Genomic DNA, 26,064 nt, shown 5'->3' on the forward strand with positions numbered 1-26,064 from the left:
TCCATGCTGTGGCAGGGGCCCCGGGCCGGGGTCCTCGGCCCGTGCGCCGCGGGCGGCACCTCCCGGATCACCCGGTCACCGCTCGCCCAGGGCGTCCTCACCGGCGAGCACACGCCCGGACAGCCCGTCCCCGAGGGGAGCCGGTTCGCCTCCGCCGGCGTGGAGCCGCCCGGGGGTCCGCTGACCGCGACCGAGCGTGCCCTCGGCGGCACACCGGTCACCGAACCGGCCCCCCCGCCCCCGGCCAGGGGGCCGGGCACCGATGACCCCACCCGCCGCCGGTCCGGCAACCGGCCACGGAGCGGCGGCACTTGACCGGCCGTCACAGGCATGCCCCGGCCGGGACGGGCAACCAGAAAGGAACCGTAGGGGCGAAGGAAGCCCACCACGACAGACTGGGAGATGACGATGTCGTCCTATAGCCGAGCGGGTGCGCACGAGACGAGCCGGACGAGTGGACTGGCGATCGCGGGACTGGTCTGCGGCATCGTCGGCCTGTTCATCCTGCCGATCGTCCTGGGTCCGCTGGCCATCATCTTCGGCGCCGTGGCGCTGCGCCGGACCGGCTCCACGATGGCGAAGTGGGACATCGGCCTCGGAGTGGCCGACATCCTCCTCATGATCGTGATGTTCGCCGTCGCGGCCGGCAACGGCGGCAGCTTCACCTGGACCATCGGCTGACCCACGGCCCGCCGCCCACGCCCGTCAGGCCGGGCTCCCCGGAGCGGAGGCCGGGGCGGCCCGCTGCGGGACGTCACCCCGGTGAGGCCGCCCGCAGCGGGTAGGGGGAAGGCCTGCGAGTCGACCGTCCATCCCTGTGAGGAACCACGCATGACCGACGACGCCTACCTCGTCCTGTTGAACGGCCCGGCCCCGGAGCTCGGGACGCCCCCCACGGCTCTCGGGGACCTGGCCTGCATGCAGACCCCCGCCGTACGCGCCTGGCTCGACGCGCAGGGTGTCACCGCCTCGTCCCCCGCGCTGCGCCTGCTGCCGCCGGAGGAGACGCAGGCCATCCCCGAGGGCGCCGAGCGGCTGCCCGTCCCCCTCGGGGAAGAGGAAATGAGCCGTCTGCGCCACCGTGCGGCGCCGGAGGGCGTCGCGCGGCTGGAGGAGGAGCTGCTGGCCTACCGTTCCTGCGCGGACGGCCGCGAAGCGCTGCTCACCCGCGCGCTGGCGGCCGGTGTGCCGGCGCACCGCGTCGCGGAGCTGACCGGCGAGGACCTGACCGCCGTCAAGGCCATCGCCCACTGACGCCGCCACCGGGCCCGGCGGCGCCCCACGGCCGGCGGCCGGGGGCGGGGCGGACGCCCGAGGCGCCGCCCCGCCCGCGCCGGGTTCTGTGCACCGGTGGCCGTCCGGTGCCGCGGCGCGGTGCCGAGGAGGGGACCATGCCGCGCCCTCGGTAGGGCGATAACGGACCAATAGGTGCTAAAACTGGTGAATGCGTGAGGGGACGAGCGGCGCATCACCGGCATCACGGAAACCAGGGCTGCACAGCGTCGCGGCGCAGGTCTTCGTGCTGCAGTTGCTGGTCGTGCTGCTCCTGGCCGTGCTGAGCGACATCACACTGGCGTACGAGACGCGGAGTCAGGCGGTGCGCGGGGCGCGGCACCAGGCGCTTGCCGTGGCGGCGGGTTTCGCCAGTTCTCCCGGCGTCGCGGCGGCTTTGAAGAGCCCGGACCCGACAGCCGTACTGCAGCCGCCGGCCGAAGAGGCACGCCGGACCTCGGGCGTGGACTTCGTCACCGTGCTGGGCCGGGACGGTGTCCGCTACACCGACGCCCGGCCCCGGCTGATCGGCAGGAGGGCGAGCGGAGACTTCAGCCGGGCACTCGCCGGCGAGTCCTACACCGAGCTGTTCATGGGAGCGCCGACGGACGCCGTACGCGCGGTCGTACCGGTCACCGACGCGGACCGCAGGGTCGTGGGCATGGTCACGGCCGGCCTGGAGATCAGCACGGTGAGCAGCACCTTCTACAGGCAACTGCCGCTGCTGGCAGCAGGTGCCGCGGGGTCACTGGCGTTGGCCACCGGTGCGGCATGGCTGGTGAGCCGGCGGTTGCGCCGGCAGACGCACGGGCTGGGGCCGACCGAGGTGACGCGCATGTACGAACACCATGACGCGGTGCTGCACGCGGCGCGCGAAGGAGTCCTGGTGATCGGCGCGGACGGCCGGTTGTCGCTGGTCAACGACGAGGCGCGGCGGCTGTTGCAGCTTCCCGCCGATGCGGAGCGGCGGTCGCTGCGGGATCTGGGCCTGCCCCCCTCGATGGTGCGGCTCCTGGAGTCCGGCCGGAGCGTGGACGACGCCGTCCAGCCGGTGGGCGGCCGCTTGCTCGCGGTCAACGTGAGGCGGACCGGCCGCGGCGGGGGCGGCCCGGCCGGTGGCGTCGCCACGCTGCGCGACACCACCGAGCTCCGCGCTCTCACCGGGCGAGCGGAAGTCGCCCGCGAGCGCCTGGAACTGCTGTACCGGGCGAGCGCGGAGATCGGCAGCACCCTGGACGTGGTGCGCACCGCCGAAGAGCTCGCGGATCTCGTCGTCCCGCAGTTCGCGGACGTCGTCACCGTCGATCTCTTCGATCTGGTGCTGCGCGGGGACGAACCTGTGCCGGGAGTCGCGTCGTCGGTGCGGCGGGTGGCGGTACGCGGCGCGGCCGAGGACTGGCCCTGGCACGAGGCGGGCAGCAGCCTGGAGTACGGACCGGTCCTGCGGCGGCGCGAGGCGGCCGACGGCGACGGGGCCGTACTGGTGCCCGATCTGGCACGGTCACAGGACTGGCGGGCACCGGATCCGGAGGGCGCGCAGCGTGTTCTCCGACTGGGCTTCCACTCGCTCGTCACGGTGCCGCTGCGTGCCCGGGGGGTGGTGCTGGGACTCGTCATGTTCTGGCGTGGGCGGCGGCCTGCGTTCCAGCCGGACGACGTGTCGCCCGCGGAGGAGCTGACGGCCCGCGCGGCGGTGTGCATCGACAACGCGCGCCGCTACACACGGGAGCACGCCACCGCGGTCTCGCTCCAGCGCAACCTGCTGCCGCGGGGCCTGCCCCGGCAGGAGGCCGTGGAGGTGGCCCACCACTACCTGCCGGCCCGGTCGGGCGTCGGCGGTGACTGGTTCGACGTCATCCCCCTGTCGGGCGCCCGGGTCGCTCTGGTGGTGGGCGACGTGGTCGGGCACGGTCTGCAGGCCGCCGCCACCATGGGCAGACTGAGAACCGCGGTCCTCAACTTCTCGGCTCTCGATCTGCCCCCGGAAGACCTCCTCTTCCACCTGGACCAGCTCGTCACGCGCCTGGATGCCGCAGACCAGCCGGGCGGCGAAGAGCACACCGTCACAGGCGCGACCCTCGTGTACGCGGTCTACGACCCGGTCGACGGCCGGTGCACCGTCGCCGGCGCCGGGCACCCGCCGCCCGCGCTCGTCCTGCCCGACGGATCGGTCGAGTTCCTCGACGTGCCGGCCAATCTGCCGCTCGGCCTGGGAAGCGTCCCGTTCCAGACCGCCGACGTCGACCTCCCGCGGGGAAGCCGCCTCGTTCTCTACACCGACGGGCTCGTGGAGAGCCGCGGCAGGAACATCGACACCGGACTGGAGCTGCTGAGGTCGGTCCTCGCCCGCACGGAGCCGGACTGCGAGAGCACGTGCAGCACCGTCATCGACGCCATGGTGCCGGACAGGCCGCACGACGACGTCGCCCTGCTCGTGGCGGCCCCCCGCCGGTTCCCGGCCGGGGACATGGCCCAGTGGGACGTTCCCGCCGACTTCGCGGCAGTCGGCGCCGTCCGCGCCCAGTGCGTGCGGCAACTGGAGAGCTGGGGACTCGGCGACACGGGTTTCACCACGGAACTCATCCTCAGTGAACTGATCACGAACGCCGTCCGGTACGGCGCGCCGCCCGTCACCGTGCGCCTCCTTCGGCGCCATGTCCTGATCTGCGAGGTGCGCGACGCGAGCAGCACCGCGCCGCGCGTGGTCCAGGCAGCCGAATTCGACGAGGGCGGACGCGGTCTGTTCCTCGTGGCCCAGCTCGCCGATCGGTGGGGCGTGCGCTACACGAGACACGGCAAAGTCATCTGGACCGAACAGTCCCTCGCCCGGGACCATGGCCCCGCCGATCATGGTTGGTAGCCTCGCGGAACGACCGCGGCATTCGGCGAAGCCGTCCGTGCCCGGCTGCGAGCCCCCGGCATCTGGTACGTCGGCACCGTGTTCGCCGACGGAGCGCCGCAGGTCAGCCCGATGTGGGTGGATCTGGAGGGGGGGCTGGCCTTCGACACGTCGGTGGGCCGGGTGAAGGAGGAGAACCCGCGCCGCGATCCCCGCGTGCACCTGTCGCACGCCGATGCCGCCGACCCCTTCGACCGGGGGCGGATCAGTGGCGCGGTGTCCCGCTTCGTCGAGGGCGAGGAGGCGCACGACCGGATGGACCGTCCGGCCCGTAAGTACCTGGGCAGCGAGCGCTTCGAACGGATCATGCCGGGGGAGCGGCGCGTCGCGGTGATCGGGCGCCCGCTCGAGGTGCGGCACGTCGTCGGCGTGGAGCGGTTCCGGCCAGGCGGTCCCGTCCCCGTGCCCTGACCCGCACGCCGCCCTGAGCGGACGTGCCGGCCGAGGACCCCGCCCCCGGCGTCCGGCACCCGGCGACCGCGCCCGGGCGGGGGGTCCGGTCCTCGGTCCCGGGCGGCCCGTCGAGGACGGTGGGGACGTACTCCAGCGGCTGGAGCCGCACGTTCGACGGGAACACGGGGAAGACGACGAGCCTGCCTGTCCTCGGCGGCCGTGGGGACCGGACCGGTGGTGGTCCTCCGGCTCGGCGAGCGTCCCGGCCCGCGTGGCGTCGTGCTCCGTGACGACGCGCACGTGAGCATGTGGTGACCCAGTCCTCCACCCGCACCGAGGCGATGCGATGCCCGACCGCGCTGACCACGTCCGTCCCGAGGGCACCGCGCCGAGGGGAGCCCTGCGGCCCGAACAGGCGGAGCGTTGGCTGTTCAGGGGGATCTACGGCCTGGTGCTGGCCAGTGCCCTGGTGGCCGCGCTGGACGTGCCGGGCGAAGCGGCCGATCCCGGCCAGGACGCGCTGTGGGTGCTTCTCACCGCGCTGGCGTCGGGTGCCGCCCACGGGTACGCGCACGTCATCGCCCGGCGCGCGTCCGCCGACGGGGCGGCCGAGCACAGCAGGGCGCGGGCGGTGCTCGCCGAGTGGCCGTTGCCCGCCACCGTGCTGCCCACCGTGGCGCTCCTGCTCGGCGCGGTCGCGGGGTGGTGGACGGAGAACACGGCGGTCGACGTGGCTCTGCTGTTCAACACCGTCGCCCTGTTCGTCCTGGGGGTCTCCGCGGCCCGTACCGCCGGGCTCGGCTGGCTGTCCTCCTGCCGGGCAGGGGTCGTGGACATGTTGATCGGGCTCGTGGTCATCGCCGCGGACGTGCTGATCGAGTAGCGCGGGCGTCGGCCGCCGTGCCGTCGCGCGCGTTCCGCCGCTCGGCGTCGGGGTGCCGGAAGCGGCGGGCCCGGTCCGTGGAAGCGGCCATGAGCCTCACACCCGTGGGAGTGCGGATGGACGTGGTGACGAGTTGCCCGGACGACGACGGGATGGGGAGGGTGCTCGGGCCGGCCGAGGCGGTCGGCGAGCCCGTCTCCGTCACGTTCCTGCGGGAGGGGCGCGAAGAGGCGGAACGCGCCGTACCGGTGCCCGCGGCCACGCCGGCGCTCTGGGAGCACTGGGCCCCCTCCGCCCACCCGACGGGAGAGGCCGGGGCCGGCGCCCTCCACGCCCGCCCTCAGGTGCCCGGCGGTCCGCCGGGCCCGCGGTCCCCTCCGTGCCGCTCAGGCCAGTCGGTCGCCGAACGCACGGGGACGCGCGGGTGCGGGGACCGGGACGGGGCGGCCCTCGGCCCGCGAGCGGGCGGCGGCCTCGGCGACGGCGAGGGCGGCGCGGGCGTCCGCGCCGGTGCACGGACTGGGGCGGACGCCCGCCACGACTTCGGTGAACGCGGTGAGTTCGGCGCGGTAGGCGTCCCGGAAACGCTCCATGAAGCCCGGGTACGGGGTGCCGGCCGGCCAAGCCGTCCCCTCGGCCGAGGTCAGGGGCGCCCGTTCGGTCAGGCCGGCGACGAGGGTGCCCTCGGAACCGCAGACCTCCAGACGTACGTCGTAGCCGGCCCCGTTATAGCGGGTGGCGGTACAGGTGGCCAGGGTGCCGTCGTCCAGGGTGAGCACGGAGACGCCGGTGTCGACGTCTCCGGCGGCGGCGAAGAACTCCGCGCCGCGGTTGGCGCCCGTGGCGTAGACCTCGGTGACCTCGCGGCCGGTCACCCAGCGGACGACGTCGTAGTCGTGCACGGAGCAGTCGCGGAAGATCCCGCCCGAACCGGGAATGTAGCCGGGGTGCGGGGGAGCGGGGTCCGACGTGCAGGCCCGCAGGGTGTGCGTCCAGCCGAGCCGTCCGGCCGCGACGGCCTCACGCACCGCCCGGTAGCCGGTGTCGAAACGGCGCTGGAAGCCGATCTGCAGGGGGACGTCGGAGCCCTCCAGCGCGGACAGCACCCGGTCGGTCTCCTCCAGGGTGCCGGCGACCGGCTTCTCGCAGAAGGCGGGCAGTCCCGCGCGGTGCGCGGCGAGGATCAGCTCCGCGTGGAAACCGGTGGGCGCCGCGATGACGATTCCGTCCGGTCCGGCGCCGAGCAGCGCGTCGAGGTCACCGGCGAACTCCGCCCCGACGCGGTCCGCCACGGTGCGGGCGGAGCGCTCGTCGGGATCGTGGACGACCAGGCCGGTGACGGCCGGCAGAGCGGCCAGTGTCGAGGCGTGGAACGCGCCGATACGGCCCGTACCGATGAGTCCGATGCGCATGTGCGGAGCCTTTCGTGCGGACGTGGGAAGGAGCCGGAGCGGCCCAGGTGCTTTCTATCCCCCGGGAAGCGGGGGAGCAAGGCTTTGTTCAGACATAAAGACGTACAGAGCTTAACGGGAAGTGAGGCATACTGACGGGCTACGGCAGCAGTGCGCAGGAGGATGACGTGGAACCGCTCACGAAGAAGATCACGATCGACCGGAGCAGCCCGGTCCCCCTGTACTTCCAGTTCGCCCAGCAGTTGCAGAACCTCATCGAGGCGGGGGAGCTGCCGCCCGGCACCAGGCTGAGCAACGAGATCGCCATGGCCGACGAGTTCGGGCTGTCCCGCCCGACGATGCGTCAGGCCATGCAGCACCTCGTCAACAAGGGGCTGCTGGCCCGCAAGCGGGGCGTGGGCACCCAGGTCGTCACCAACCGCATACGGCGCCAGGTCGAGTTCACCAGCCTCTACGAGGATCTGGAACGGGACGGCCGTCACCCGTCCACGCAGGTGCTCTCCGTCGAGACCGTCCCGGCCGAGGGGGAGTTCGCCGCCGCGCTCCGTCTGGAGGAGGGGCAGCCGGTGCTGTCCGTCGAACGGCTGCGCCTCGCCGACGACCAGCCGATCGCGCTCCTGCACAACTACCTGCCGGAGGGCCTGATCGAGCTGACCCTCGAGGCGCTGGCCGAGGGGGGCCTGTACCAGATGCTGCGCCGGTCCGGCGTGGCCCTGAGCACCGCCGAGCAGACCATCGGCGCCCGGGGGGCGACGGCCGCGGAGGCCAGGCTGCTCGACGAGACCCGCGGCGCCACCCTGCTCACCATGACCCGCACCGCCTTCGACGGCTCGGGGCGGCCGGTCGAGTACGGAACGCACGTCTACCGGGCCTCCCGCTACTCGTTCGAGATGACCGTCGCCGCGCACTGACGTGCAAGGCGGGCCGGCACGCCGGTGCCCGGACACGGTGCGGGGCCGCCGCCGGTGCGTGCACGTGAGGTCCGGCGCCGCGCGGATCAGTGCCCCCGCTTGAGCAGCGCGTCGGACAGGTCGGCGGCGGCGTCGTTCAGGCGCAGCCCGATGCCGTCGAGGCGGCGCAGCAGCTCCCGGCGGCTGAGCGTGCCGGCGCTCAGTTCCCCGCGCAGCAGTGCGGCGACGGCCTCCTGGTACGCGCGCCGCACCCGTCCCGCGGCCTTGCGGGCGGCCATGGCGCCCTCGTGCACCCGCCCGGGGTCGCCCAGCAGTTCGGTGACCGCCTCGCGCAGCCGGACCAGTCCCTCGCGCACCGCCTCCAGCGCGGGCAGATCGGCCGGGTCGCCGGGCATGCCGAACAGGTCGGTCTCGCGGACCAGGTCCCGCAGACCGTCGAGGACGTCGTCGACGGAGCGGGAGAAGCGGTAGAGGTCCTCGCGGTCGATCGGCGTGGTCAGCGTCGTGAACAGCTCCGCCACCAGCGCGGCCCGGCATCCGTCGCCCTCGTGCTCCACGTCGGCCATGCGGACGCGCGCCTCGGCCGGAGCGACCCGCCCGGTGGCGAGCTCCGCCGCGAGGTCGACGCCCTCGACCGTCGCGTCCAGTTGGGCGGTCAGCAGGTCGATCGTCCTGCGGTGCGAGCGTCCGGTGAGGTCGCCGATGAAGCGGCGCACGGTCGCGCTCATCATGAGGTGACTCCCTTGAGGATCAGGCCGGCCACGGCGCCGGTGGCGAAACCGGCCGGCAGCGTCACCAGCCAGGCGGTCAGCAGCGGAACGGTGAACTGCCAGCGCACGCGCCGTCCGCCCTCGCTGGCGCCGGTGCCGACGAGCCCGCCCGCCACGGACTGGGTCATGCTGACCGGCATGCCGAGACCGGCGGTGGACAGCACCGCCGCGGACGAGGCGAACTCGGCGGACATCACGTGCCAGGGCCGGGTGGTGAGCAGCCGGCTGGTCGCGCCGCGGGCCACCCTGCGCGCCCCCGCCATCGCACCCACCGCGAACACCGCGGCCACCATGACGTCACCGGCCTGCCACGGCTGCGGCATCAGCGCGTCGCCGGCGAAGGCCACGGCGACCACCGCGAACATCTTCTGCCCGTCATTGGCCGCGTAGGCCAGGCACTGCGAGCCGAACGCCGCCAGTTGCAGGCCGCTCACCACGCGCGGCATGCCGCGCAGCGAGGGGATCCGGTGCACGGCGCGGCCGATGAGCCAGCCGGCTCCCACCCCCACCAGCGGCGCGGCGGCGCCGACGGCCAGCACCACGCCGAGGTGGCCCCAGGCCGGCCGGACCCCCAGGGCGACGTCCGCCCCGGCCAGTCCGCCCAGGACGGCCAGGGTCAGCGAGGTGGGCACGCCGCGCCAGGTCAGCAGCAGGACGAGGACGACCGAGGCGCCGGCGCCCGCGAGGAAGACCAGGCGCGCCGCGTCGGGCGGCCCCTGGCCGAGGTGCCCGGTGAAGGTGCGGGCGACGGCGAGGCCGAAGAGGTCCGGCCCCAGCCCGACGGCCAGGACCAGCAGCGCGAGGAGCGGTCCCGCCGAGCGGCTGCGGTGCCGTACGGCGAGCTCCAGCAGAGCGCCGCCGTCGTTGGCCCCGCAGATGAAGACGAAGGCGACTGCGGTGACGCACAGGGCGACGGTGACGGTCACGGAGGGCCTCTCTCACGGCTGGATGCCGGGCACGGCACGGACGCGGGGGCGCGGTCGCGCACGGCGGGGCCCGGGGAAGGGGAGGACGGCGCGAACGGCGGCCGCCGCCCTCCCGGGCGGTCCGTGCGGTCCGTGCGGTCAGCGCACTCCGGCGGCGCGCAGCACGCCGGACAGGTCGACGAGCTTGTAGTTGGTGTCGGTGCGGTCGCCGTCGTCACCGCCGGCCGGCGCGTTGTAGCCGTCCTGGGCGACGAACAGGCCGTTCGGGAACGCGGTGCCGAGCGCACGGCCCGTGGCGGCGATGCCGTCCGTCTCCTCGGAGCCGTCGATCACCGTGCCCGGAGCCACCCGGAAGGAGCCGACCCACTCGTCGTCGTCCGAGGTGTCGTAGACGGAGTAGGTGTAGTCGCCCTGGCTGGAGACGATCAGGTACTGCCGGCCGGAGGGCCCGCGGAACAGGGTCACTCCTTCGGTGTCCGCGGTGATGTGCTTGCCGCCGTATCCCGGATCGGCGCCGGCCACGCACTCGTCGCCCTCCGGGTCGTAGACCGCCGGTATGCCGAACTGGCGCGTCCGGTCGATCAACTCCGGCTCGTCGTCCAGGTCGGCGTCCACCTTCCAGAGGCCGACGTCCTCCTGGCCGATGTAGACGTCCCCCTCCTCGGCGTCCACCACCAGGCCTTCGATCTGCGGACCCTCGCCCGGATCCTGGCACGGGCTCCAGACGCCGCCGGGCGTGCGGAAGCTGCTCGGCAGGGTGAGCGTGCGGACCTTCTCGTAGGTGACGGTGCCGGACCGGGTGACACGGAGTTCGAACAGCGCGAGGTCGGGGGAGTGCCGGCGGCTGGCGAGCACGTACGAGCGGCCGGAGTCCGGGTCCCGCCACACCGCCGTGCCGTACGCGGTGTACTGGTCGTCGACCTCGGCCTCGGTGGCGGCGAAGGCGCGCGGGACGGCGGTGTCGGTGACGTCGGTCAGCGGCGCGGCCGGCCGGGAGCCGTCGATCCGGTAGAAGCGGATGCGGTCGCGGCCGCGGTCGGTGACGACGGCGACGTCCGAGCGCCGGCCGTCGGGGAAGCGCAGGCCGGCGAGTACGTCCACGTTGTTGAAGCGGCCGGGAGCGGAGTCGGCCGCGGGCGCGGCCGGGGCCGGGAGGGCCTGCACCAGTCCGCCGTCGAGGCGGTAGACGTCCAGGCCGCCCTCCTTGGCCGTGCCCAGCACCAGGCTGGAGCCCGGATGCGCGGCATTGTACCAGATCGCGGGGTCGTCGGCGTTGGAGTTGCCGCCGGCGTCGTCGTCGAAGAGGGCCCGTGTCTCGGCCTTGGCGTACACCGGCGCGACGGTCTGGTCGCCCGGGATCGGAGGTGTGGAGGCGGTGGCGGTCGCGGCGGTCAGCCCGGTCATGAGCACGGCGAGGCCGGCGGCCAGGCGGGTGCGTCTGTGCATGGTTCCTCCTTGGCGAAGGCGGGTCACCCCATCGGTGAGGACGGACCTTACATAAGAATGTGCTGACAAATAAAGGGGTCTGTCGGTCGCTCTCCGGGTGTACGAAAGGTGGCCTACAGATTGCCGTGAGGTGAACATCGTGTGTTCTGGTTTCATCCTTATGTCTTGACATACGGCTTCGGGCCGGTCGAAGCTGTCGGGCATCAGGTCGCCGAGCGGTGCTCGATGGCCTCGGACCACGCCATACGAGCCCGGTTTCCCCCGGGACACCGCGGGAGGTCACACCATGCCCAGCTCCTCTTTCCGGGCCATCGCCCTGTCCGGCGGCCGTCGTCGGCGCATCGCCGTCTCCGTCGTCCTCGCCGGCGCGCTCGGTGCCGCGGCGGCCTGTGTGCCGTCCGGCGGCTCCACCGGTACCGGCTCGGACGCCGGCGCCAAGGCGGGCGCGAAGCCGCAGATCGACTCCGGCTTCGACCTGGGCACGCTCGTCACCGAGGCGAAGAAGGAGGGCAGCGTCACCGTCTACGACAGCACCGGTGACATCACCAGGACCGCCGCGGCCTTCACCGCCAAGTACGGCGTCAAGGCCACAGGGGTCAAGAGCAAGGTCGGCGACACCCTGGAGAAGATGACCCGGGAGAACCAGGCGGGCAACGTCACCATCGACGCCACCTTCTACGAGGACGGGCCCTCGCTCGTCGGCCAGCTGCTGGCGCAGAAGGTCGTCTACACCTGGATACCCGGCAGCCTCGCCAAGGACATCCCCGCCGCCCGGCAGAGCCCCTTGCAGATCCTGTCCAAGGGCAACATGTGGATCTACAACCCCAAGCTCTTCCCCGAGGGGTGCCCGGTGAAGAACATCTGGGACCTGGCCGACCCCGCCTGGAAGGGCAAGGTCGCCATGCAGGATCCGCTGGGCAAGCCCAACATCGTCGAGTTCTTCAACCAGTTGAAGGCCGGCGGAGAGACCCGGCTGCGGCAGGCGTACCAGGCGAAGTACGGAAAGGAACTCCCGGCCGGCGACTCCGCCGCGGAGGCCTGGATCAAGGGACTGGCCAAGAACAGCCCGATCCTCACCTCCTCCGACGACGACGCCGCTGCCGCGGTCGCCTCGCCGAACCAGACCAAGGACCGCGTCGCACTGGTGTCCAACGCGAAGTTCCGTGACGTGCAGGAGAAGAACTACAGCATGAGGGTCTGCACCGGGATGCGGCCCTGGGCCGGTTACCAGTACCCGAAGTACGCGGCCGTCGCCACGAAGAGCGAGCATCCCGCCGCGGCCAAGCTGTTCGTGTACTTCATGCTCACGCAGGACGGCGTGGACACCCAGCTGAAGACCGGTGGCGTACCGGGCAGCCCGAAGCTGAAGCAGGGGTCGTTCATGCCGGACGGCCTGACCGACTGGAACAAGCAGCTCTTCGTGTTCGACCCGGCCAAGCTCGGCAGCGACTTCGACAACCTCCAGTCGATGCAGGACCTCTGGCGCCTCAACCACGGCTGACCGACCGCCGGCCCCGTCCGCCCGGGCCGGGCCGGCCCGCACACAGACACGTTACGGAGACCCGCGTATGGCCGCCGCCACCCGTTCACCCGCCACCGCCCCGTCCGAAGCCGACGACGGGCCGGCCGGGACCCGGCTCAGCCGGCTGCGCTACCGGCTGAGCGTCCTCGGGCACGAGCCGACGCACCTCCTGGGCGTCCTGCTCGTCGCCGTCCTCCTCTATCTGGTCCTGGCACCGCTGATCGCGGTGCTCTCCGACTCCACGCAGGTGCAGTACGGCGACGAGGGCCAGGCCCGGCAGAGGCCCGGCAGCCTCACCGGCTACTACTTCTGGCGGGTCTTCCGCTCACCGGTGGCCAGGCTGCTGTTCTGGGAGCCGCTGCTGCACACCGTCGTGGTGGCGATCGGGGTCACGGTCGTGGCCGTGGTGCTCGGCGGATCGATGGCCTGGCTGCTGACCCGCACCGACGTGGCGGGCCGCAAGTGGCTGTCCACCGCTCTGGTCGTGCCGTACATGCTGCCGTCCTGGACCTTCGCGCTGGCGTGGCTGGCGCTGTTCAAGAACGACTCCTCCGGCGGACAGATCGGCATCCTGGAGTCGTGGGGCGTGCACACGCCGAACTGGCTGGCGTACGGCCAGGTACCGATCATCCTCTGCCTGGGCCTGCACTACTACCCGTTCGTCCTCCTGCTGTTCGGCAACGCGCTGCGCCGCATCGACAGCCAGCTGGAGGACTCCGCGCGCATCCTGGGCGCGGGTCGCCGCACGGTCGCCGCCCGGATCACCCTCCCGCTGATGCTGCCGTCGCTGTCGTCCTCGGTCCTGCTGGTCTTCGGCCGCATCCTCGGCACCTTCGGCACCCCCTACATCCTGGGGCTGCCCGTCGACTACAGCCTGCTGTCCACCTCGCTGTTCCGGGCCGTCAACAGCCACCAGCGCGGCGTCACCGCCGTGCTGACCGCGGTCATCGTGGTGATCGGGGTCCTGGTGATCCTCGTCGACACCCGGCTCGCCAGGGAACAGAAACGGTTCATCACGGTGGGCGGCAAGGGTGCCATGGACCGCGTCTGCGCCCTCGGACGCTGGCGCCGGCCCGCACTCGGCGCCGCGCTGGCCGTGTTCACCGCCGGCGTCGTCGTCCCGGTGGCCACCCTCGCCCTGTCCACCGTCAGCAAGACCCCCGGCGTCTTCCGCGCCGACAACTTCACCCTCAAGTACTGGATCGGCGCCCACCTGCCGGGCGCCCCCGGCTTCCCGCACGGTGTGCTGCGCGGCAGCACGCTCTACGAAGCCGCGTGGAACAGTCTGCGCATCGTGGGCCTCGCCGCCCTCATCTGCGGTGTGGTGGGACTGCTCGTCGGCTACGTCGTGGTCCGCGCCGGCGGCAGCAGGACCGGCTCGCTCCTGCGGCAGATCAGCTTCCTGCCGTACATGGTGCCGGGCATCGCCTTCGCGGCGGCCTTCCTCTCGCTGTTCGCCGTGCGCCGCGGGCCGGTGCCCGCCCTGTACGGCTCGGTCAGCCTGCTGGTGATCGTCCTGGCCGTCACCCACCTGCCCTACGCCTCGCGTTCGGGCATCAGCGCCATGACACAGCTCGGCCGGGAACCCGAGGAGGCCGCGCAGGTCTCCGGGGCCGGCTGGTTCACCCGGCTGCGCAAGATCATCATCCCGATCCAGCGCGGCGCCCTGACCACCGGCGTGATCCTGCCGTTCATCTCGGGCCTGAAGGAACTGAGCATCGTCATCATGCTCACCACCACCGGCACCCAGCTGCTGACCACGCTGTCGATCAACCTCGTCGACTACGCCTACGACCAGATGGCCAATGCGGTGGTGCTCGTCATCGCGCTGGTCTCCTTCCTCGCCACCTACCTCACCCAGCGCCTGACCAAGACAAACCTGTCGTCCGGACTCGGAGGCTGAAGACGTCATGCCGACCATCACGCTCTCGTCGGTGCGCAAGAGCTACGGCTCCGGACCGCCCGCGGTCGACAACCTGGACCTGGAGATCCCCGACGGCTCGTTCACGTGCCTGCTCGGCCCCTCCGGGTGCGGGAAGACCACCACCCTGCGCATGATCTCCGGGCTGGAGCCGCTCAACGCCGGGACCATCACCGTCGGCGGCCGCATCATGGACTCCACCCGCGACGGCGTCTTCGTCCCCCCGGAAAAGCGCGGCATGGGCCTCGTCTTCCAGAACTACGCACTGTGGCCGCACCTGACGGTCGCCAAGAACGTCGAGTTCGGCCTGAGGGTCCGCAGGGTCAAACCGGCCGAGCGCGCCGAACGCGCCGCCGCCGCGCTGAAGATGATGCAGATCGAGTGGGCCGCCGACCGCTACCCGGCCCAGCTCTCCGGCGGCCAGCAGCAGCGCGTCTCACTGGCCCGCATGCTCGCCGTCAACCCGAACGTGCTGCTGCTCGACGAGCCGCTGTCCAACCTCGACGCCCAGCTGCGGCTGGACATGCGGGCCGAACTCAAGCGCATCCACGACGAGACCGGCCACACCATCGTCTTCGTCACCCACGACCAGCTGGAGGCCATGACCATGGCCACCCACGTCGTGGTGATGAACAAGGGGCTCGTCCAGCAGATGGCCCCGCCGATGGAGGTCTACAACCGGCCGGCCAACACCTTCGTGGCCCGCTTCGTCGGCAGCCCCCCGATGAACCTCTTCGAGACCGGCGCCGACGCGTTCACCGAGGCCGCCCGCGACCGGGTCCTGGCCGAACGTCCCGGTCTCACCGGTCGGCTGGCCACCATCGGCGTCCGCCCCGAGCACCTGCGGATGCTCGGCGACGGCGACCGGCCGCCCGCGGACGCCTTCGTCTTCGAGGCCACCGTGAAGACCGCGCTGCCCACCGGATCCAGCTGGACCGTGCTGGTGGGCGCCGAGGACACCGAGCTGTACCTGGTCGCGTACACCGACGTGCGCGCCGCCCCGGGCTCGGTCGTGCGCTGCGCCGTCCGCACGAGCGACCTGCACCTGTTCGACACGTCGGGGGACAGGCTGCCCGACGAAGCGGCCGAGGCCGCACTGACGAAGGAGAACACCGCCACATGGGCCAGCTGACCCGCCCCACAGCCCTCCTGCTCGACTTCGGCGGGGTGGTCGTGGCCACGACCAACCGGCCCACGTGGGCGCACGAACTCGCCACCGAACTGCACACCGCCCTGACCGCGGCGGGCTGCCGCGAACTGAGCGTCGAACACATCGAGACGGACCTCGAGGCGGGCTCCGCGGCCGACTCGCACTGGAAGAACGCGATGAGCCGGCCGGCAGCCCCCGAGGAGATGACCCACCGGCGCTTCTGGAGCGAGTTCGTCGCCGCGGACTGGCCCCCCGCGGCGCACGCCTGGGTGACCGCCCACGCCGCCCCGCTCTGCCACCGCCTCGGCGAACTCAAGCAGGACCGCGCCACCCGCGCAGGAATCCCCGAACTCCTCGACACCTGCGACGACCTCGGCATCGCCGTCGCCATCGTCTCCAACGCGCTCGCCGGATCGGTGCACCGCGACTACATGGCCGGGCACGGCCTCGACAAACGGGTGGCGGTACAGGTCTACAGCGACGAGGCCGGCGTCCGTAAACCCAACCCGGAGATGATCCGCATCGCCGCCCGCGCCCTGGGCACCGCCCCGGCCGGCTGCTGGTACGTCGGCGACCACTACGACCGCGACGTGGTGTGCGGCAGGCGCGCCGGGGCCGGCGCGACCGTCCTGATGGAAGCCCGCGGCACCTACGACCGTCCCTACACCGTCCGGGCCGAACCCGACGCCGTCGTCGGCGACCCGGACGGACTGCGCGAACTGCTCCTCGGGGCCGCGGCCCCGCAGGCCCGATGAGGCCCGCCCGCCCCGGCGCCGCCCGGGGGACCGGGCAGGCCGGCCGCGCGCCGCACACCCTTCCGGCCGTCCGAACCGACCGAACCACCCGAGGGGAGACCCCGTGACGACGCTCCGCCCCCCGCGGGCGCTGCTGCTGGACCACGGCGGTGTGCTGATGCGGTCCGTCGAGCGACCCGGGCGGACGGCCGCCTTCGCCGACCGCGTGCACGCGCTGATCGGCCCCTCGGCGGGCCTCGACCGCGACACCGTGCTGGAGGACATCAAGGCCGGCAGGGCCGCCTACCGCGCCTGGAAGAACGGGCTCGTCCGGACCCCTGCGCCCCGCGAGACCGGACACCGCGAGCTGTGGGAGGACTTCGTCGCCGCCGACTGGCCCCCCGCGGCGCGCGCCCTGGTCGGCGCGGAGGCGATCCCGCTGTGCCGCGAGATGGTCCTCGCCGGGAGCGACAGGACCCTCGCCCCGGGCATGCTGGAGACGCTGCGGCTCGCCCGCGAGCACGGCGTGCGCACGGGCATCGTGTCCAACACCCTGGTGGGCTCGCTCAACCGCGACCTCGCCCGCCGCTTCGGCACCCACCCCCTGCTCGACGTGCAGGTCTACTCCGACGAGACCGGGCTGCGCAAACCCGACCCCGAGACGATCCGGCTGGCCGCCCGCGCCCTGTCGGTCGACCCCGCCGACTGCTGGTACGTCGGCGACCACTACGACCGCGACGTGGTGTGCGGCAGACGTGCCGGAGCCGGCGCGACGATCCTGATGCGCCCGGTGGAGCGCCGCGACCCGAAGGCACGTCCGCAGCCGGACGCCGAGGTCGCCGACGGAACGGAACTGCTCGGCCTGCTGCGCGCCGTACTGGCCCGCCGCGGCACCGGGCACACCGCCGGACATGAGGGGGCGGCATGAACGAGCTGGACGAGCTGTCGGTGCGGCTGCGCGAGACGGCCGCCGAGGCGGCGCTGGCGGTCGCCCCGGACCTGGTGGCGGCCTTCCGCGCCGCCATGGAGGTCGACTTCAAGCGCGACGAGCACGACCCCGTCACCGTGCACGACAGGCGGGCCGAGGAGCGGATCCGCGAACTGCTGCTCAAGCGGGTGCCGGACAGCACCGTCGTCGGCGAGGAGGGCGGCCGCCAGGACGGCGGCGGCCGCATCGCCTGGTACGTCGACCCCATCGACGGAACCGCCAACTTCGCCCGCGGACTGGCCTTCTTCTGCACCTCCGTCGGTGTCACGGTCGACGGCGAACCGGTGGCCGGCGCGATCGTCGACCCGGTCGCCGGACACGTCTTCACCGCCGACGCCACCGGCGCCCGCCTGGGCGGCGAGCCGCTGCGCCCCGGCGGAGTGCGCGACGAGGCCCGCGGACTGCTCATCACCGGCTTCCCCACCACCCGCGAACTGGCGTGGAACGACCCGCAGACGCTGCCCCGGTTCGGTGAACTCGTCGCCCGCTACGGCACCGTACGCCGCACCGGGAGCGCCGCGCTGACCCTCGCCCACGTCGCGGCCGGCTGGTGCGACGCGGCCCTGGGCACCTCCGTCAACGCCTGGGACATCTGCGCCGCCCGAGTGCTGGTGCAGCGCTCCGGCGGCGTCTACCGCGCCTTCGCCGGCGAAGACGGCTGGGACCAGCCGGGCTACCTCGCACACGGGGCGGACCTCGAACCGGTCGCCGCCCGGGAATTCGTCGACTGGTACCTCTCCCGCCTGCCCGCGAGGAGCGCCTCATGACACCGCCCGGAGCGGACCTGCGCTACCTGTGGATCGTCACCGACCTCGACGGCACCCTGGTCGACCGCGGCCTGCGGATCGTGCCCCGCAGTGCCCGGGCACTGCGGCGCTACCAGGACCTGGGCGGCACCGTGGTCGTCGCCACCGGCCGCAACGAGGTGTCGGCGGGCCGCTACCACCGGGAACTCGGCCTGAGCACACCGATGATCGTCTGCAACGGTGCCCGCGTCGTCGATCCGCTGACCGGGAAGAGGCTGCTGGACCTGGACCTGGGCCCCTCGTGGCCCGCGCTGTGCGAGAACCTGCTCCCCGAACTGCCCGAGGGCGTGGGGGCGGTGGCCTTCGCCGGCGAGGACGCCCACGTGCTGCGGTACGCCCCCTCGCTGGCGGCGTACGCCGGACGCGACCGGATCGAACTGCGCGAGGACCCCGTACGCCGGGCCCCGACGAAGGTGATGCTGATCGCCGACCGGCCGGGCCTCGGCCCGCTGGCGCGGCTCGCCGCCCGGCACTGCCCGGCGGCGCGCCTCCTGCAGTCGGAGGACACCTACCTGGAGATCCTGCCGGGCGCCGCGGGAAAGGAAGTGGCGGTACGCCGGCTCGCCGAGCGGTCGGGCGTGCCGATGGACCGCGTCGCGGCCATCGGTGACAACCCCAACGACACCGCCATGGTGCGGGCCGCCGGGCTGGGCGCGGCGGTCGGCGACGGGCACAAGGAGGTCCGGGCCGCCGCGGACGTCGTGGTGGGACCGTGCGCGCTCGGCGCGGTGGCCGACCTCGTCGAGCGCGTCGTCGAAGGCACCGGGCGGTGATCGTCACGGTCCTCGGGTCCTCGGGTCCTCAAGGCCGGCCCCGGGTCCGGGCAACCCGTGCTCGGGCACCTGGTCGAGCATCGCGGACACCGGCTGCTCCTGGACCTGGGCACGGGCGCGGACTGCTGCGCCACATCGTCCGGGAATGCACGGGGGCGGGATTCCACGTGGCCGGACTGCGGACGGCCGGTCTCCCGTCGGTGGACGCGGCCCCCGCCCAGGTGGGCGTCCTGCTGGAGCTGTCCGGCAACGGGGTGCACGACGAACTGGTGCCCCGCCTCTCCGATCGTGAGGGGATCACCGAGGCGACGCTGTTGCGGGACGAGGCGGACCGAAGGACGCCGCCCCATCGCCGGCACATGCCAGTCAATATGTAAGGACAATAGATTGACAGGTCCCTGCGGGTGAGGGCAGGCTCGATCACGAGAGCCGGGCGCCGCCCGGCACACCACGACGGACAGAGAAGAGGCACGGATGCCGATCAGGCCGACCCACGCCGTCCACGTCGCCGAAGGAGGCAGGCCGTGACCACACCCCTCACCCAGCGCATCGCGGGAGCACCCATCTCCTGGGGCGTCTGCGAAGTCCCGGACTGGGGACACCAGCTCGGCACGGACCTGGTCCTGCGGCAGATGCGCGAGGCCGGACTCGCGGCCACCGAGTTCGGCCCGGAAGGCTTCCTGCCCGATGCCCCCGCGGACAAGGCCGCGACGCTCGCCTCGCACGGCCTGCGCGCCGTCGGCCAGTTCGTGCCGGTCGTCCTCCACGACCCGGACCACGACCCGGTCCCCGGGGTCGAGGCGGCCCTCACCGGTCTCCTGGCCGCCGACGCCCGCACGGTCGTCGTCGCGGCGGCGACCGGGGCCGACGGCTACGACGACCGGCCGGTGCTCGACGCGGCGGGGTGGTCCGTCCTCCTGGCCAACCTCGACCGGATCTCCGCCGCCGCGGCCGGCGCGGGCGTCCTCGCGACCCTGCACCCCCACGTGGGGACGATGGTCGAGTCGGGAGAGGAGACCCAGCGGGTGCTCGACGGGTCCGGCATCGGACTGTGCCTGGACACCGGCCACCTGCTCATCGGCGGCGGCGACCCCCTCGCCCTCGCCGCCCGGCAACCCGGCCGCGTCGCCCACGTGCACCTCAAGGACGTGCGCCTGGACCTCGCCGACCGGGTGCGGGCCGGCCGCACGACGTACACCGAGGCCGTCGCCGAGGGCATGTACGTCCCCCTGGGCGCCGGCGACGTCGACATCGCCGGAATCGTCCGGCTGCTCGAGGCGGACGGGTACGCCGGATGGTACGTACTCGAACAGGACACCATCCTGCGGGCCGCACCCGGCGAGGACGGGGGCGCCGATCCCCTCGACGACGTCCGCGCCTCGGTCGCCCACCTCCGCTCCCTCGCCGTCGGCAACGGGCCTGCCGCAGACGCCGTGGAGCACTGACCGATGGTCCACGAGCCCGCCGTCGACGGACGGACCGGCATCCACGACCACCCGCTCGACCACGGTGAAGGGAACGCGCGATGGACGCAGCACACCTGACCGAGATCCGCGTCCGCGAGCCCGGCCGTATCGAACGGTCCTGGCAGAAGCGCTCCCGCCGTCCGCTGACCGGTGAGGACGGCCGCCTGCTCATCGTCGCGGCGGACCACCCTGCCCGGGGAGCCCTGGGGGCGCGCGGCGACGAGGCGGCCATGGCGAGCCGCACCGCGCTGCTCGACCGCCTGGCGGCCGCCCTGTCGCGCCCCGGGGTGGACGGCGTGCTCGGCACCCCCGACCTGCTCGACGACCTGCTGTTGATGGGAGCCCTGGAGGACCGGATCGCCATCGGATCGATGAACCGCGGCGGCCTCCAGGGCGCCTCCTTCGAGTTCGACGACCGGTTCACCGCCTACACCGCGGAGGCGATCGCCGCGCACGGACTCGAGGGCGGCAAGACGCTCACCCGGATCTGCCTCGACGACGCCGGCACCGTGGCCACCCTGCAGGCGACCGCCGCCGCCGTCACGAGCCTCGCCGAGCACGGCCTCATGGCCATGGTCGAGCCGTTCCTCACCGTCCGCGAGGAAGGCCGCGCCCGCAACCTCCTCGACCCCGACAGCGTCATCAGGTCGATCCACATCGCGAGCGCACTCGGCGCGAGCAGCGCCTACACCTGGCTGAAGCTGCCGGTCGTCGACGAACTCGAGCGCGTCCTGGACGCGACCACCCTGCCGACCCTGCTGCTCGGCGGCGACCCGCAGGGCGATCCGCACGACGCGTACGCGTCCTGGGCGACGGCGATGTCGCTTTCGGCCGTGCGGGGACTGGTGGTCGGGCGCACCCTGCTCTACCCGCCCGACGGCGACGTCGCCGCCGCCGTCGACATCGCGGCCGGGATCGTCCACGGGAGCGGCGCATGAGCGACCACGCCCGACCGGTGCACGGTCACCGGCCCCGGACGGCAGACCGCGGCCACTGCCCCCGTCGAGGACGGCGGGCCGCGGATCCGCCTGCCGGGGCCGCAGGGAAACCGTGGGACGGGGGCGTCTTCGGGCCGTACGGCCCCTCGAGCCCGTAGCGTGTGCCGAGCCCACACCGTGTGCGGGCTCGGCACACGGGCGCCCGGGGCGCGACGGACGTCTCTCCCGGCTTCCGCCGACCGGACCGGCTGGGACACACGACCAGGACACGCCGAGGCCGGCTCCGACGCCCGTCCGGCACGGTGGCCGTCAGGCCGCCGGCCTCCAGCCCAGCACGGGACCGAGCCGGCCGGCGATGTCGGTCAGGATCTGCTCGTAGTCCTCGGGGCCGAAGGCGAACGGCAGGGCGAAGGCCACCTCGTCCACCTCCCGGAACGCCGCGTGGGCCCGCAGGCGTTCCGCGATCCACTCGGAGGGGCCCACGAGGTCCGGGGCGAACAGCAGACGGGCCGGACCCTGCGGACGCCTGGTGCGGGGCAGCCGCTCCGCGGCGTACTCCTCGTACTTGGCGCGCTGCGCGGCGTCGGCGGAGTCGGTGGGGACCACCACGAGCCCCTGGGAGACCCGCGCGGCCTCCCCGTCGGGGTGCGCCGCGCGGAAGGCCCGGACGTGGGAGAGCTGGATCGCGGCGAAGTCCCCGGCCCCGGGGTCCCCTTCGGACCGCTCGGCCTTGACCACGCTGCTGGTGAGGAGGTTCATCGCGTTCTCCCCGGCCCAGCGGGCCGAGCGCAGGCTGCCGCCCCCGTACCACATGCGCCGCCGCAGGCCGGGCGAGTGGGGCTGCACGCGGTCGGAGTAGGTCTCGATGCCCTCCGTGCCGCGGAAGTCCGTGGCCGGCTCGCCCGCGACGTGGTCGAGCAGGCGCCGCACCCGCGCGTAGCCGAAATCCTCGGCGTCGGCGGTGTCCGGGTACAGCGCGTCCCTCACCCGTTCGTAGTGCACCGGGGGCCCGGTGCTCACGCCCGGGTTGAGGCGGCCGCCGGACAGGATGTCCACGGTCGCCCAGTCCTCGGCGAGGCGCAGCGGGTTCTCCCAGCCCAACGGCGTGACCGCGGTTCCCAGTTCGATGCGGCTGGTGCGCTGAGTGGCGGCCGCGAGCACCGCCACCGGCGAGGCGATCCCGTACTGGAGGTGGCGGTGGCGCACCCACGCGCTGTCGAAGCCGAGCCGTTCGCCCAGCTCCAGCATGCGCAGCGTGTCCTCGTGCCCGCGGCCCGGATCGTCCTCGTCGAACAGCCCGATCGTGAGGAACCCCAGCTTCTTCAGCGCCCTGCCACCCATCTCCACCCGACTCCCACCGACCGGCGCCCGCACGGGCCCGCCACCTCCCGACAGACGGATCATGCCTCCTCGTCCCCGCGGAATGGTCCCCGGGGAACGCCTTCCGCCCGGGTGTTCACGAGAACGAAACACCCGCGGGGAGAACGCCGACGAGCGCGCCGGGGACCAGGGCGGCCGCCCGGTGCACTGCGCGAGGTCAGGCGACGGCGTGGGCGAGGCCGGTGAGCGCGGCCGTCATCCGGGCCGTCGAAACGCCCTGCCGGCGCTGGTGCGTGAAGACGTCGGGGGCCAGAGGGGCCAGCAGGACGTCGGCCAGGGCGTCGGGGTCGGACGCGCCGGCCTGGCGCAGGAGCACGAGGACGTGGGCGTGCCAGAAGCCGTAGGCGCCGGTGGCGTACCGCCCGGCGCCGGTCTCGGCGGCGAGTGCCAGGTGGGCGTGCCGGTCGAGCAGCTCGATCATGGCGGCGAAGAAGGCGGCCAGCCGCTCCCGGGGCGGCGCCCCGGGACCGAGGGGCGGGGCTCCCCGGAGCAACTCGTGCTGGAGGGCCTTCTCGTGCTCGTCCAGCAGGGCGACGGCGATGGAGGGGACGTCCGGATAGCGCCGGTACAGCGTTCCGCGGCCGACGCCGGCGGCTCGGGCGACGTCCTCCATCGTGACGCCCCGCGGGTCCCTCGCGGCGAACAGCTCGGCCGCGGCGGCGAGCACCTTCTTCCGGTTCCGGGCGGCGTCGGCACGTTCCTTGGTCACGGATCCACTCTAAGGCTTCCACCGGAATAAGTGGACGACGTGTCCGGTTGGCTCTTCTCGGATGCTACAAATGGACGCCGCGTCCACTTATCTGCCAGGGAGGCACACCCATGCGCACGACCCTGCTCCACCTCGACGCCAGCGCCCGCCGCACCTCCTTCAGCCGCGAACTCGGCGACGCCGTCGCCGGCGCCTGGCGGGAGGCCCATCCGGACGGCACCCACCTCCACCGCGACCTCGCGCTCGACCCCGTCCCCTTCATCGGCGAGGCGTGGACCGAGCTGTGCGACCACGTGCTGGAACAGGGGATCACCGACCCGCACCGCTACCGGGAGGCCGTGCGCACCCCGGCCCAGTCCGAGGCCTGGGCCGTGATCGAGCCCCTGCTGTCCGAACTCCTCGCCGCGGACGTCGTCCTGATCGCCGCACCCATGTACAACTTCTCGATACCCGCCTCCCTCAAGGCGTGGATCGACCAGGTGACCTTCCCGAAGATGAACCTGGCCCCGCGGCGGTTCGTCGTCACCCACGCCCGCGGCGGCGCGTACGGCCCCGGCACGCCCCGCCACCCGTACGACCACCAGGAGCGCTATCTGCGGGACTTCTTCCTCGGGCACTACGCCGTCGAGGACGTCACCTTCGTCGGCACCGAGCTGGTCAACTCCCTCGTCGATCCGGCCCTGGCCGGCCGGCGCGCCCAGCACGAGGAGTCCCGTGACACGGCCCTCGCCGCCGCCCGGACGCTGGGGGGAGAACTGTGAACTGGCTGCTGCTCCTGGCCGCGGGCGGCGTGGAGGTGGCCTGGTCACAGAGCATCAGGCCCACCATGGGCTTCACCCGGCCGCTGCCGACCCTGGTCTGCTTCCTTCTCGCCGCCCTGGCGGTGTACTTGCTGTCCCTGGCGATGCGGGACCTGCCGGTGGGCACGGCGTACGCGGTGTTCACCGGGATCGGTGCGGCGGGCGCGATCGTGCTGGGCATCGTCGTCCACAAGGACCCGGTCGGTGTCGGCCGCATCGCCGCCCTGGCCCTCGTCGTCGCCGGTGTGGCCCTCGCGCGCGCCACATCGGCGGAGTGAGGGAGTGAACCGTGCGTCGGCGGACGGCGGCTCCGGCGGAAGTCCGCGCCACGGCAACGCCCGCGGCCCCGGTCCAGGACGGCGCACCCCGCGACGGACGGTGCGGCCGGCCCGGGTGACCGTCCCGGCCGCACCGTCCTGCCGCGCGGCCGCCGGAACACCGTGCACCCGCACGGCGGGGGACGCCTCAGCCGTGCGGGTGCGGCACGCGTGGCCGGGAGACCGCGGCGGCCGGGCCGCCGGCCTCGGTGCTCGATGTCGGCCGCCGGGCGCGGGACGGAGGCGTCGACGCGGACCCGGCCGGCGCGGAAGGGGCGGCCGCGCCGACCGGTGAGCGCCCGGGACCCGGCCTCCCCGGGGAAGGTCGCTGTCGAACGCGCCGCCGGCTCGGCCCCGGCGGATGCCAGTGACTCCCGGCCCGACCGCGCGCCGGGGTGTCCGCGCCGGGCCGTGGACCGGCCCCATGCCGGCCCACGAGCCGATCGGGGTCTCAGGCCGGGCTGACGTTCTCCGCCTGCGGGCCTCGGTCCCCCTGGGTGATGTCGAAGCGGACCTTCTGGCCCTCGCCGAGCTCCCGGTAGCCGCCGCCGGCGATGGCCGAGTAGTGGACGAACACGTCCGGCCCGCCACCGTCCTGTTCGATGAAACCGTAACCCTTCTCCGAGTTGAACCACTTCACTGTGCCGGTGGCCATGGTCTGTCTCCTCCCGCGGGGAACGGACGCCGGGCAGCCGTGTGCTGCCACGCCGGGTGGTCGATCATCGTCGTCGGTTCGGGAACGGGGAAGCCGAAACGCTGGTCGTCGCCCGACCTCACTCCCCTGCATGCCACCACGGCCCTCCGCACCCCCCGGAGCGGCTCGGCCGCTCCGAAGGGTGCGGCACGGCGTCGAGGGGGCGCGGACCGAGCGGTGGGCCCGCTTCCGGCGGACGGGGAAGCCCGGCCCCCGGGCGGCCGGCGTCCTTGACGAGGGCGCTCGGCCAGGCGCCCGGCGCGGCGGGCACAGGGCACCTGAACCCTTGTGCCCGGCACCCTGTCACGCAGCCGGTGCGCCGAACGCGCGTGCCGCGTCGAACATCGCCCGCACGGCCTGCGGCACGCCGATCTGACCGTTGCCGGCCACGATGTGCAGGCCGTAGGCGTCCTCCAGCGCCACGAGGTTCAGAGCCGCCGTCGAGGGGTCCAGGGACAGGCTGAAGACCCCGGCGTCGGTACCGCGCTCCAGCACGGCCCGGTACGTGGCCAACTGCCGTTCGTACATCGACTCGACCAGCGTGGTGTGCAGCGGGGAGCTTCCCGCCAGCACGTCGAACTCGTACAGCAGGCGCATCAGCGCGTCGTCGGGCCCCGTGGGCAGCCCGGCGCGGATCGTCTCGCCCAGCAGTCGCGCGGGGTCCCCGACGGTCTCCCGCAGCGCGTCCCGCCGGTCGCAGAAGCGTTCCATGCCCGCGCGGTAGGCCTCCCTCAGCAGGGCGTCCAGGTCGTCGTAGTAGTACAGGACGGCCCCTCGGGTCAGGCCGGCATTGCGTGCCACGTCTGCGAGGGAGAGGGAGCGCAGCCCGGTACTGGCGGTCGTGTCGATGACCGCCTGGATGAGGTGGGCGCGGCGTTCGTCCTGGTTCTTGGGGCGGGCCATGCCTTGACAGTAGCCGAGGCCCTCAGCACACTCGACCCATTCTTTGACGCC

Annotated in this window: 25 protein-coding genes and 1 pseudogene; 18 read left to right on the plus strand and 8 right to left on the minus strand. The window is 73.3% G+C overall.

The features are described from left to right. Window positions 1–408 precede the first annotated feature (408 nt). The 5 genes and pseudogenes from ACZ4V6_RS04835 (at window position 409) to ACZ4V6_RS04855 (ending at window position 5,447) form a co-directional block, all read left to right on the plus strand. Window positions 409–681 (plus strand): DUF4190 domain-containing protein, encoded by a 273-nt coding sequence (locus tag ACZ4V6_RS04835; RefSeq protein WP_467823132.1) that lies wholly within the window; start codon window positions 409–411, stop codon window positions 679–681. 150 nt (window positions 682–831) lie between these two features. Continuing rightward, entirely contained in the window at window positions 832–1,254 is a 423-nt protein-coding gene (locus ACZ4V6_RS04840) for a DUF6003 family protein (RefSeq protein ID WP_467822533.1), read from the plus strand. A 190-nt stretch (window positions 1,255–1,444) separates the two neighbouring features. Then, window positions 1,445–4,132: a SpoIIE family protein phosphatase gene (locus tag ACZ4V6_RS04845; protein WP_467822535.1), complete on the plus strand. Its 2,688-nt coding sequence runs from the start codon at window positions 1,445–1,447 to the stop codon at window positions 4,130–4,132. A gap of 12 nt (window positions 4,133–4,144) precedes the next feature. Then, window positions 4,145–4,582 (plus strand): annotated as a pseudogene (locus tag ACZ4V6_RS04850) (pyridoxamine 5'-phosphate oxidase family protein); the annotation flags it as partial. Window positions 4,583–4,910: 328 nt separating this feature from the next. Then, window positions 4,911–5,447, plus strand: coding sequence for a hypothetical protein (locus ACZ4V6_RS04855; protein ID WP_467822536.1), 537 nt, complete (start codon window positions 4,911–4,913; stop codon window positions 5,445–5,447). A gap of 386 nt (window positions 5,448–5,833) precedes the next feature. On the opposite strand, the gene ACZ4V6_RS04860 is transcribed toward ACZ4V6_RS04855, so the two are convergent. Beyond that, complete coding sequence (locus ACZ4V6_RS04860) at window positions 5,834–6,859, minus strand: Gfo/Idh/MocA family protein (RefSeq protein ID WP_467822537.1); 1,026 nt, start codon at window positions 6,857–6,859, stop codon at window positions 5,834–5,836. Window positions 6,860–7,026: 167 nt separating this feature from the next. On the opposite strand from ACZ4V6_RS04860, the gene ACZ4V6_RS04865 reads away from it, so the two are divergent. After that, the gene (locus ACZ4V6_RS04865) at window positions 7,027–7,770 is read left to right on the plus strand and encodes a GntR family transcriptional regulator (RefSeq protein WP_467822539.1); all 744 of its coding nucleotides are present in this window, start codon (window positions 7,027–7,029) and stop codon (window positions 7,768–7,770) included. 86 nt (window positions 7,771–7,856) lie between these two features. Here ACZ4V6_RS04865 and ACZ4V6_RS04870 read toward each other — a convergent pair whose 3' ends face one another. The 3 genes from ACZ4V6_RS04870 to ACZ4V6_RS04880 form a co-directional block, all read right to left on the minus strand. Next, entirely contained in the window at window positions 7,857–8,501 is a 645-nt protein-coding gene (locus ACZ4V6_RS04870) for a DUF47 domain-containing protein (protein ID WP_467822540.1), read from the minus strand. Beyond that, window positions 8,498–9,466 (minus strand): inorganic phosphate transporter, encoded by a 969-nt coding sequence (locus ACZ4V6_RS04875; RefSeq protein WP_467822542.1) that lies wholly within the window; start codon window positions 9,464–9,466, stop codon window positions 8,498–8,500. Before ACZ4V6_RS04875 ends, ACZ4V6_RS04870 begins: the two co-directional genes overlap by 4 nt. A gap of 138 nt (window positions 9,467–9,604) precedes the next feature. After that, on the minus strand, window positions 9,605–10,912 hold the full coding sequence (locus tag ACZ4V6_RS04880; RefSeq protein WP_467822543.1) for a phytase: 1,308 nt from the start codon (window positions 10,910–10,912) through the stop codon (window positions 9,605–9,607). A 286-nt stretch (window positions 10,913–11,198) separates the two neighbouring features. On the opposite strand from ACZ4V6_RS04880, the gene ACZ4V6_RS04885 reads away from it, so the two are divergent. The 10 genes from ACZ4V6_RS04885 (at window position 11,199) to ACZ4V6_RS04930 (ending at window position 21,210) form a co-directional block, all read left to right on the plus strand. Continuing rightward, window positions 11,199–12,413 carry an ABC transporter substrate-binding protein gene (locus tag ACZ4V6_RS04885; RefSeq protein WP_467822544.1) on the plus strand — a complete coding sequence of 405 codons (1,215 nt, stop codon included), beginning with the start codon at window positions 11,199–11,201 and terminating at the stop codon, window positions 12,411–12,413. Window positions 12,414–12,480: 67 nt separating this feature from the next. After that, complete coding sequence (locus tag ACZ4V6_RS04890) at window positions 12,481–14,337, plus strand: ABC transporter permease (protein ID WP_467822545.1); 1,857 nt, start codon at window positions 12,481–12,483, stop codon at window positions 14,335–14,337. A gap of 7 nt (window positions 14,338–14,344) precedes the next feature. Beyond that, window positions 14,345–15,487 carry an ABC transporter ATP-binding protein gene (locus ACZ4V6_RS04895; protein ID WP_467822547.1) on the plus strand — a complete coding sequence of 381 codons (1,143 nt, stop codon included), beginning with the start codon at window positions 14,345–14,347 and terminating at the stop codon, window positions 15,485–15,487. Continuing rightward, window positions 15,475–16,260 carry an HAD family hydrolase gene (locus tag ACZ4V6_RS04900; protein ID WP_467822549.1) on the plus strand — a complete coding sequence of 262 codons (786 nt, stop codon included), beginning with the start codon at window positions 15,475–15,477 and terminating at the stop codon, window positions 16,258–16,260. Before ACZ4V6_RS04895 ends, ACZ4V6_RS04900 begins: the two co-directional genes overlap by 13 nt. Window positions 16,261–16,363: 103 nt before the next feature. Beyond that, window positions 16,364–17,167, plus strand: coding sequence for an HAD family hydrolase (locus tag ACZ4V6_RS04905; protein WP_467822551.1), 804 nt, complete (start codon window positions 16,364–16,366; stop codon window positions 17,165–17,167). After that, complete coding sequence (locus tag ACZ4V6_RS04910; protein WP_467822553.1) at window positions 17,164–17,994, plus strand: inositol monophosphatase family protein; 831 nt, start codon at window positions 17,164–17,166, stop codon at window positions 17,992–17,994. The genes ACZ4V6_RS04905 and ACZ4V6_RS04910 overlap by 4 nt, the downstream gene beginning before the upstream one ends. After that, the gene (locus ACZ4V6_RS04915; RefSeq protein WP_467822555.1) at window positions 17,991–18,806 is read left to right on the plus strand and encodes an HAD hydrolase family protein; all 816 of its coding nucleotides are present in this window, start codon (window positions 17,991–17,993) and stop codon (window positions 18,804–18,806) included. The genes ACZ4V6_RS04910 and ACZ4V6_RS04915 overlap by 4 nt, the downstream gene beginning before the upstream one ends. Before the next feature lie 167 nt (window positions 18,807–18,973). Further along, window positions 18,974–19,183 (plus strand): hypothetical protein, encoded by a 210-nt coding sequence (locus ACZ4V6_RS04920; protein ID WP_467822556.1) that lies wholly within the window; start codon window positions 18,974–18,976, stop codon window positions 19,181–19,183. 147 nt (window positions 19,184–19,330) lie between these two features. Further along, window positions 19,331–20,251, plus strand: coding sequence for a TIM barrel protein (locus ACZ4V6_RS04925; RefSeq protein WP_467822558.1), 921 nt, complete (start codon window positions 19,331–19,333; stop codon window positions 20,249–20,251). A gap of 80 nt (window positions 20,252–20,331) precedes the next feature. Further along, a complete protein-coding gene (locus ACZ4V6_RS04930) occupies window positions 20,332–21,210 on the plus strand; it encodes a Cgl0159 family (beta/alpha)8-fold protein (RefSeq protein ID WP_467822560.1) in 879 nt (292 codons plus the stop codon). 309 nt (window positions 21,211–21,519) lie between these two features. Here ACZ4V6_RS04930 and ACZ4V6_RS04935 read toward each other — a convergent pair whose 3' ends face one another. Both ACZ4V6_RS04935 and ACZ4V6_RS04940 read right to left on the minus strand, forming a co-directional pair. After that, window positions 21,520–22,551 carry an LLM class flavin-dependent oxidoreductase gene (locus ACZ4V6_RS04935; protein ID WP_467822562.1) on the minus strand — a complete coding sequence of 344 codons (1,032 nt, stop codon included), beginning with the start codon at window positions 22,549–22,551 and terminating at the stop codon, window positions 21,520–21,522. A gap of 196 nt (window positions 22,552–22,747) precedes the next feature. Next, window positions 22,748–23,299 (minus strand): TetR/AcrR family transcriptional regulator, encoded by a 552-nt coding sequence (locus ACZ4V6_RS04940; RefSeq protein WP_467822564.1) that lies wholly within the window; start codon window positions 23,297–23,299, stop codon window positions 22,748–22,750. 110 nt (window positions 23,300–23,409) lie between these two features. On the opposite strand from ACZ4V6_RS04940, the gene ACZ4V6_RS04945 reads away from it, so the two are divergent. Together ACZ4V6_RS04945 and ACZ4V6_RS04950 are read left to right on the plus strand one after the other, a co-directional pair. Continuing rightward, window positions 23,410–24,060 carry an FMN-dependent NADH-azoreductase gene (locus ACZ4V6_RS04945; protein ID WP_467822566.1) on the plus strand — a complete coding sequence of 217 codons (651 nt, stop codon included), beginning with the start codon at window positions 23,410–23,412 and terminating at the stop codon, window positions 24,058–24,060. Continuing rightward, the gene (locus ACZ4V6_RS04950; RefSeq protein ID WP_467822568.1) at window positions 24,057–24,377 is read left to right on the plus strand and encodes a DMT family transporter; all 321 of its coding nucleotides are present in this window, start codon (window positions 24,057–24,059) and stop codon (window positions 24,375–24,377) included. Before ACZ4V6_RS04945 ends, ACZ4V6_RS04950 begins: the two co-directional genes overlap by 4 nt. 490 nt (window positions 24,378–24,867) lie before the next feature. Here ACZ4V6_RS04950 and ACZ4V6_RS04955 read toward each other — a convergent pair whose 3' ends face one another. Together ACZ4V6_RS04955 and ACZ4V6_RS04960 are read right to left on the minus strand one after the other, a co-directional pair. Further along, window positions 24,868–25,071 (minus strand): cold-shock protein, encoded by a 204-nt coding sequence (locus ACZ4V6_RS04955; RefSeq protein WP_467822569.1) that lies wholly within the window; start codon window positions 25,069–25,071, stop codon window positions 24,868–24,870. Between the two features lie 342 nt (window positions 25,072–25,413). Then, window positions 25,414–26,013, minus strand: coding sequence for a TetR/AcrR family transcriptional regulator (locus ACZ4V6_RS04960; protein WP_467822571.1), 600 nt, complete (start codon window positions 26,011–26,013; stop codon window positions 25,414–25,416). Window positions 26,014–26,064 lie beyond the last annotated feature (51 nt).

The organism is Streptomyces sp. NPDC029152 (assembly GCF_055564355.1).